The organism is Streptomyces sp. D2-8, from assembly GCF_023184515.1.
Classification (GTDB): Bacteria; Actinomycetota; Actinomycetes; order Streptomycetales; family Streptomycetaceae; genus Streptomyces.
In genome coordinates this window covers 1-4,970 of sequence record NZ_JAAHBP010000058.1, presented here as the reverse complement: position 1 = coordinate 4,970, position 4,970 = coordinate 1, and the positions used below count along the sequence as shown (strand labels likewise).

Annotated in this window: 5 protein-coding genes and 3 pseudogenes; 3 read left to right on the top strand and 5 right to left on the bottom strand. The window is 64.9% G+C overall.

What is annotated here, in order from left to right:
• Positions 1-115, bottom strand: a pseudogene (locus G3I77_RS40460) (leucine zipper domain-containing protein); the annotation flags it as partial.
• A 180-nt stretch (positions 116-295) separates the two neighbouring features.
• On the opposite strand from G3I77_RS40460, the pseudogene G3I77_RS40455 reads away from it, so the two are divergent.
• Positions 296-1,290: pseudogene (locus tag G3I77_RS40455) on the top strand (IS5 family transposase).
• Between the two features lie 8 nt (positions 1,291-1,298).
• On the opposite strand, the gene G3I77_RS40450 reads toward G3I77_RS40455, so the two are convergent.
• The 3 genes from G3I77_RS40450 to G3I77_RS40440 all read right to left on the bottom strand — a co-directional run bounded on the left by G3I77_RS40450 (position 1,299) and on the right by G3I77_RS40440 (position 2,874).
• A complete protein-coding gene (locus tag G3I77_RS40450) occupies positions 1,299-1,931 on the bottom strand; it encodes an HAD family hydrolase (protein WP_374388714.1) in 633 nt (210 codons plus the stop codon).
• Positions 1,932-1,987: 56 nt separating this feature from the next.
• The gene (locus G3I77_RS40445; RefSeq protein WP_248512455.1) at positions 1,988-2,551 is read right to left on the bottom strand and encodes a dihydrofolate reductase family protein; all 564 of its coding nucleotides are present in this window, start codon (positions 2,549-2,551) and stop codon (positions 1,988-1,990) included.
• Positions 2,552-2,640: 89 nt separating this feature from the next.
• Positions 2,641-2,874: a hypothetical protein gene (locus G3I77_RS40440; protein WP_248512453.1), complete on the bottom strand. Its 234-nt coding sequence runs from the start codon at positions 2,872-2,874 to the stop codon at positions 2,641-2,643.
• Positions 2,875-3,133: 259 nt separating this feature from the next.
• On the opposite strand from G3I77_RS40440, the gene G3I77_RS40435 reads away from it, so the two are divergent.
• Both G3I77_RS40435 and G3I77_RS40430 read left to right on the top strand, forming a co-directional pair.
• Positions 3,134-3,712 (top strand): DinB family protein, encoded by a 579-nt coding sequence (locus tag G3I77_RS40435; protein ID WP_248512451.1) that lies wholly within the window; start codon positions 3,134-3,136, stop codon positions 3,710-3,712.
• A gap of 411 nt (positions 3,713-4,123) precedes the next feature.
• Positions 4,124-4,558, top strand: coding sequence for a VOC family protein (locus tag G3I77_RS40430; protein WP_248512448.1), 435 nt, complete (start codon positions 4,124-4,126; stop codon positions 4,556-4,558).
• An 18-nt stretch (positions 4,559-4,576) separates the two neighbouring features.
• Here the strand turns inward: G3I77_RS40430 and G3I77_RS40425 are convergent.
• A pseudogene (locus G3I77_RS40425) lies at positions 4,577-4,811 on the bottom strand (IS5/IS1182 family transposase); the annotation flags it as partial.
• Between the last annotated feature and the right edge of the window lie 159 nt (positions 4,812-4,970).

The window sequence follows — 4,970 nt, the reverse complement described above, 5'->3', positions numbered from 1 at the left end:
TGGGACGGGAGATGCCCATCTCGGCGGCGACATGGGCGACGGGACGGCCGGAGCGGACACGCTCGACCAGCAGCCGCCTGCCGTGAACGGTCAGGCGGGCATTACGGTGGGACACGAAGGCCTCCGTGCGGTGAAGATTCGACACCTCCACCACACACGGGGGCCTTCGCCATGATCAAGTCCGACCCCGCGTTAACAACGCTCGTGATCAATACACCTAGGGCCTGTTCGGGGTTGTGATCAATGATGTTGGGTTCCGTGCCCAGAGCACTCCTTGGATTGATAGAACGCTTGTGTGGCGCGACGTGAACTCAGCGACGATGAGTGGAAGTTGGTCGAGCCGTTCCTTCCGATAGGTCGCTATGGGCCCTACCCGAAGTACCTGCGTGAGCAGTTCGAGGGGGTGATCTGGCGGTTCCGCACGGGCAGCCAGTTGCGGGAGATGCCGTCGGAGTTCGGAGCCTGGTCAACGGTCTACCAGAGGTTCGCCCAGTGGCGCGACGCCGGTGTCTTCGAGACTCTGATGGAGGGCATGATTGCAGAGGCCGCCCGTCGCGGGCAGGCGGAGAAGTCCCTGGTCAGCATCGATTCCACGGTGGCTCGCGCCCATCACGACGCGGCGGGAATGCGGGTGAGCGACGATGTCCTCGCCGCGCTGGAGGAGGCCGTCGATCAAGCAAAGGGGGCACACGGAAAGGGCAAAAGGAGCGGGCTTCGGCACAGGGAGAGGAAGACGATGCCGACCGGGTCGAGCGGCGGCGCATCCGGCGCCTGCGCCGCGCGAGGTTGATGGCCGCGGCGCTGGGACGTTCGCGCGGTGGGCTGACCAGCAAGGTTCACCTGGCATCCGACCGCCGTTGCAGCCCACTGGCTTTCGAGGTGACCGAGGGGCAGGCCGCCGACAGCCCTCAGTTCATCCCGATCCTGGAGAAAGTCAGGATCCGCGGCCCGGTGGGCCGTCCGCGTACCTGGCCCGAGGCGGTATCAGCGGACAAGGCCTACTCGTCTCGTGCTAATCGGGCCTACCTGCTAATGCGGAGAATTAAGGCGGTGATTCCGGAGAAGGCCGATCAGGCCGCGAACCCGCAGGAAACGAGGGAGCCGGGGCGGGCGTCCGGTCTCCCATGATGCGGAGCTCTACCGAGAGCGCAACGCCGTGGGACGGCTGATCAACAAGATGGAGGCGTGGCGGGGCGTGGCCACTCGTCACGACAAGATGCCGGACACCTGGCCGGGCTTCAGTTGCGGGGTTCGATCATCTGGATCCACAGCCTTCGCCCCGCCACATGATGGGCTTCTCAATCGCCGGGGAGAAAGTCCAGCAACTTCTGGAGGTCGGCAGGCCCCTGGTAGTGCACACCGGTCATCCCGAGCGAGATGGCGGTCTCGACGTTCTCCCACCGGTCGTCCACGAACAGGCATCGGTGGGCGGCGACTCCGGCTCGCTCAGCTGCGATCTCGTAGATCACCCGGTCAGGCTTGGCCACCCCCACTCGGGCACTGCTGACGACGTGGTCCGCGAGATCCGCCAGCCCCATCGACTCGAGGTCACGCTCCAGCTCCAGGGTCGCGTTGGTCACCAGGACCAGGGGCATATGTCCCTGCACCCTGCGCAGCATGGCCACCACCACGTCGTCGGCCCGGAACGGGGCATCGGCAAGCGCCATTCCCAGGTCGCGGGCGTGCGTCAGCGGTATCTGGGCGGACAGCTCCGACGCGATGGAGTCCACCCACGCCTCCTTGGTGATCTTGCCGAGGAGGAGCGGCAGGTCCACTTCAGGGGCGTAGGCCACCTCTGCGGTGGTGCCCTCGGCAAGTCCCACGGCGCGTTCCAACTCGGCCAGTGGAGCCATGTCGTAGAAGCGGATCACGTTGTCGAGGTCGCACAGCACGGCGTCGAAGGGCCTGCTGGATGTCTCGGAAGCCGTCACCTGCCCATGAATAGCACAGTGTTCGACCGTTGCTAGATCACAACCAAGAACAGGCCCTAGTGCGGCACGCCGTAGCGGAGGTAGACGACTCTCGAGTTGAAGGTGCGAGTCTCGATGAGTTCGAGATCCACCCGGCGCTCGTGCTGAGGAAAGAACGGGACGCCACCGCCGACCAGTACTGGGTAGATCATGACCCGGTACTCGTCGATCAGACCCGACGCGGCCGCCTCGGCGGCGAGAGTCGCGCCGCCGATCGCGATGTCGCCCTGCGCCGGCTCGGCACGCAACCGCTCGATCTCCTCCGCCAGGCCACCGGAGACCAGGCGGGCATGTCCCTGCACGGCCTGCAGAGTGGTGGAGAACACCACCTTCGGGAGCGGCTTCCAGAGCGCGGCCCACTCGAGCATTGAGTCGTCGAGCGTTGGATCCTGGTCGGCGGTCTCCCAGTACAGCATCGTCTCGTACAGTCGTCGTCCCAGCAGGTGGACGCCGACCTCTCGAATCTCGTCGATCCAGAAGCGAAAGACCTCCTCGTCGGGCACTGTCCAGTCGAAGTCGCCGTCCGGCCCGACGATGTAGCCGTCGAGTGAGACGCTCATCGAATAGGTGACGCTGCGCATCAGGAGTCCTCCTCGGTACCAACGTCGACAGCACTGAGGCTTCATACAGCCCCAGTGTGATGAGTGCGGGGGCTCCGTGGTGCAGGTGTTCAGTGGTTGATGCTGTTGTTGTCCTTGCCCTGCCCTTTGGTGTTCGCGTTGTTGTTCGACGCGTCCGACAGGGTGCTGTTGACCAGGGAGCCCAGGGCGTTGACGGAATTCAGAGCCGCGGCGTTGTTGACTGCCCCGTCGATAACGCCGGCCTGCGCGGGTGCCACGGAGGCAAAGGCTGCACCGGCGGTGAGCGCGGTGATGGCGATGATGCGCGAGCGTGAAATCTTCATGCCGTGATCAACTCTCACAGTGCCCGCGGGGACACGGCCCTGATACTCGCGCAGTCCGCTGAAGGGGCGGACAGAGCATGCTGCGCACGCCCGCGCCGAATAGCCGCCCGAGGTCGACCTTGTCTCACGTGGCAAGTTGCGCGAGCTTCTTATAGCAGGTCAGGACGGCGGGCCATGGCCGGGCCTCGGCTCTGCCAGTCGTTGCGGACCACGTGCGGGATCTTGAGACCACGAGCAGCCCATGGCAGGCTCATGCCGCATGATCGATGAATTCGCGAAAGGCAACCTGCACGGGAGACTGCAGCGGGACCGCAAGGCGCTGCTCTGGAAACTCGACGGCTTGTCCGAATACGACGCCCGCCGACCTTTGACAGCGACCGGGACCAACCTCCTCGGTCTGGTCAAACACGTGGCCACCGTCGAGGCCAGGTACTTCGGCGAGGTCTTCGACCGCCCTTCCCCGGAACCGCTGCCCCGATGGCAGGATTACAACGGCGGCGATCTTTGGGCGACCGAGGACGAGACCCGCGATCAGGTCATCGGGTTCTACCGACGCACATGGGAACACTCGGACGCGACGATCAACGAGCTGCCCCTCGACGCCCCCGGCCACGTGCCGTGGTGGCCGGAGCCTTATCGCAACACGAACCTGTTCGCCGTCATGGTCCATGTCCTCGGCGAGTCCATCCGGCATGCCGGGCACGCCGATATCCTGCGCGAGGGCCTCGACGGCCGGACCGGGTTGCGCGCCGAACACGAGAAGCAGATCGACGAGGAAGCCCGTGCAGCCTACTGCGCGAAGATCGAGCAGGCCGCCAGGTCGGCAGCACCAATCTAGGCTTAGAGGTTGTCTCACGTGACTTGATGTTCGTGCGGCATGCTGCTGGTCGTGGGTGCTGATCTATCGAAGCGTCTGGTTCCTGATGAACTCCTTTCCCGGCGCGGCAGCAGGAACCGTCGGGCGCAAGCGTTCGAGGGTCGGTCGGCGGGACGGCCAGGCACCCGGTCAGCACCGTGGTGGCGCCATCGGCGACGCGCACCATGCCGCGTTGTGCCCGTGCTCCAGGTAGGCGCCGGCCGGGCCGTCCTCGCCGCTGATGTCGAACCTCCGCAGGGCCGAGCACGTTTCGACTTGATCCACACTGAGGGTTGTCCCATAACTGACCCCGTCAGCAGGGGCCGTTCTCCCGACAACATGCCGATCCGCGCCGGGAGATGAGCTGCAGAGTCCCCCTGCTATGGTGCGCCGATGTCATCGATCAAGCGATTCCAAGTCACCTTCGACTGCGCAGAACCTGCGCGTCTGGCCGGCTTTTGGTGCGAGGTGTTGGGGTACGTCGTCCCGCCGATCCCGAAGGGGTTTGCCACTTGGGAGGACTACCATCGCTCGCTGCCGCCTGAGGATCAGATCACCTACTTCGCATGCAGTGATCCCTCGGGTGAGGGTCCGCGCCTGCTCTTCCAGCGCGTTCCTGAAGGGAAGATCGTCAAGAATCGGGTGCATCTCGACGTGCGGGCCGGCACCGGACTCGTGGGTGAAGAGCGCCTCGCCACACTGGAGGCCGAATGCGCACGACTGGTCGCGCTCGGTGCCGTACACGTGCGAACGCTGCTTGCCGACGACGACAACGAGTCGTGCATCCATATGCAGGACATCGAGGGTAACGAGTTCTGTCTCGACTGAGCATCGTCCGCGCGAAAGTCATCGTGTGAGGGCGAGGTTGTGAAGTCGGGCGATGCCGAGCATCGCGGTGTGCATGCCCTCGACCTTCAGGCGGCGCGGCGGCGGTCACGAAGGATCTTCCAGAATTCGTACGCGCGAAGACGTGCTCGACGCGGGTCTGGACCCTGCGGTCGGACGTGTTGTGCTCCTCCTTCCACGCAGGCAGCCCGGTCTGGCCGCGTGTGCCGTGATGCGGGATGACCAGGCCGGTGCCCCGCTAGATGATCAACTCCAAGGGGCCTGTGGCTAGCTTGATCTTTAACCTGTGCGGCGAGGTCGTGGGGTAGTTGACTTCTTCGTTCGCTGCTTCGCCGCCGGTGTTTTGCGGGGTGTGTGCACGTCGTGGCGGGGTGTGGGCCGGGTGTTCTTTCTG

What these genes read in the sequence shown, in the direction of transcription:
- G3I77_RS40435 (WP_248512451.1), top strand. Translation starts at nt 3,134, where the DNA reads ATGATCGATGAATTCGCGAAAGGCAACCTGCACGGGAGACTGCAGCGG.
- G3I77_RS40430 (WP_248512448.1), top strand. Translation starts at nt 4,124, where the DNA reads ATGTCATCGATCAAGCGATTCCAAGTCACCTTCGACTGCGCAGAACCT.
- G3I77_RS40440 (WP_248512453.1), bottom strand. Translation starts at nt 2,874, where the DNA reads ATGAAGATTTCACGCTCGCGCATCATCGCCATCACCGCGCTCACCGCC.
- G3I77_RS40445 (WP_248512455.1), bottom strand. Translation starts at nt 2,551, where the DNA reads ATGCGCAGCGTCACCTATTCGATGAGCGTCTCACTCGACGGCTACATC.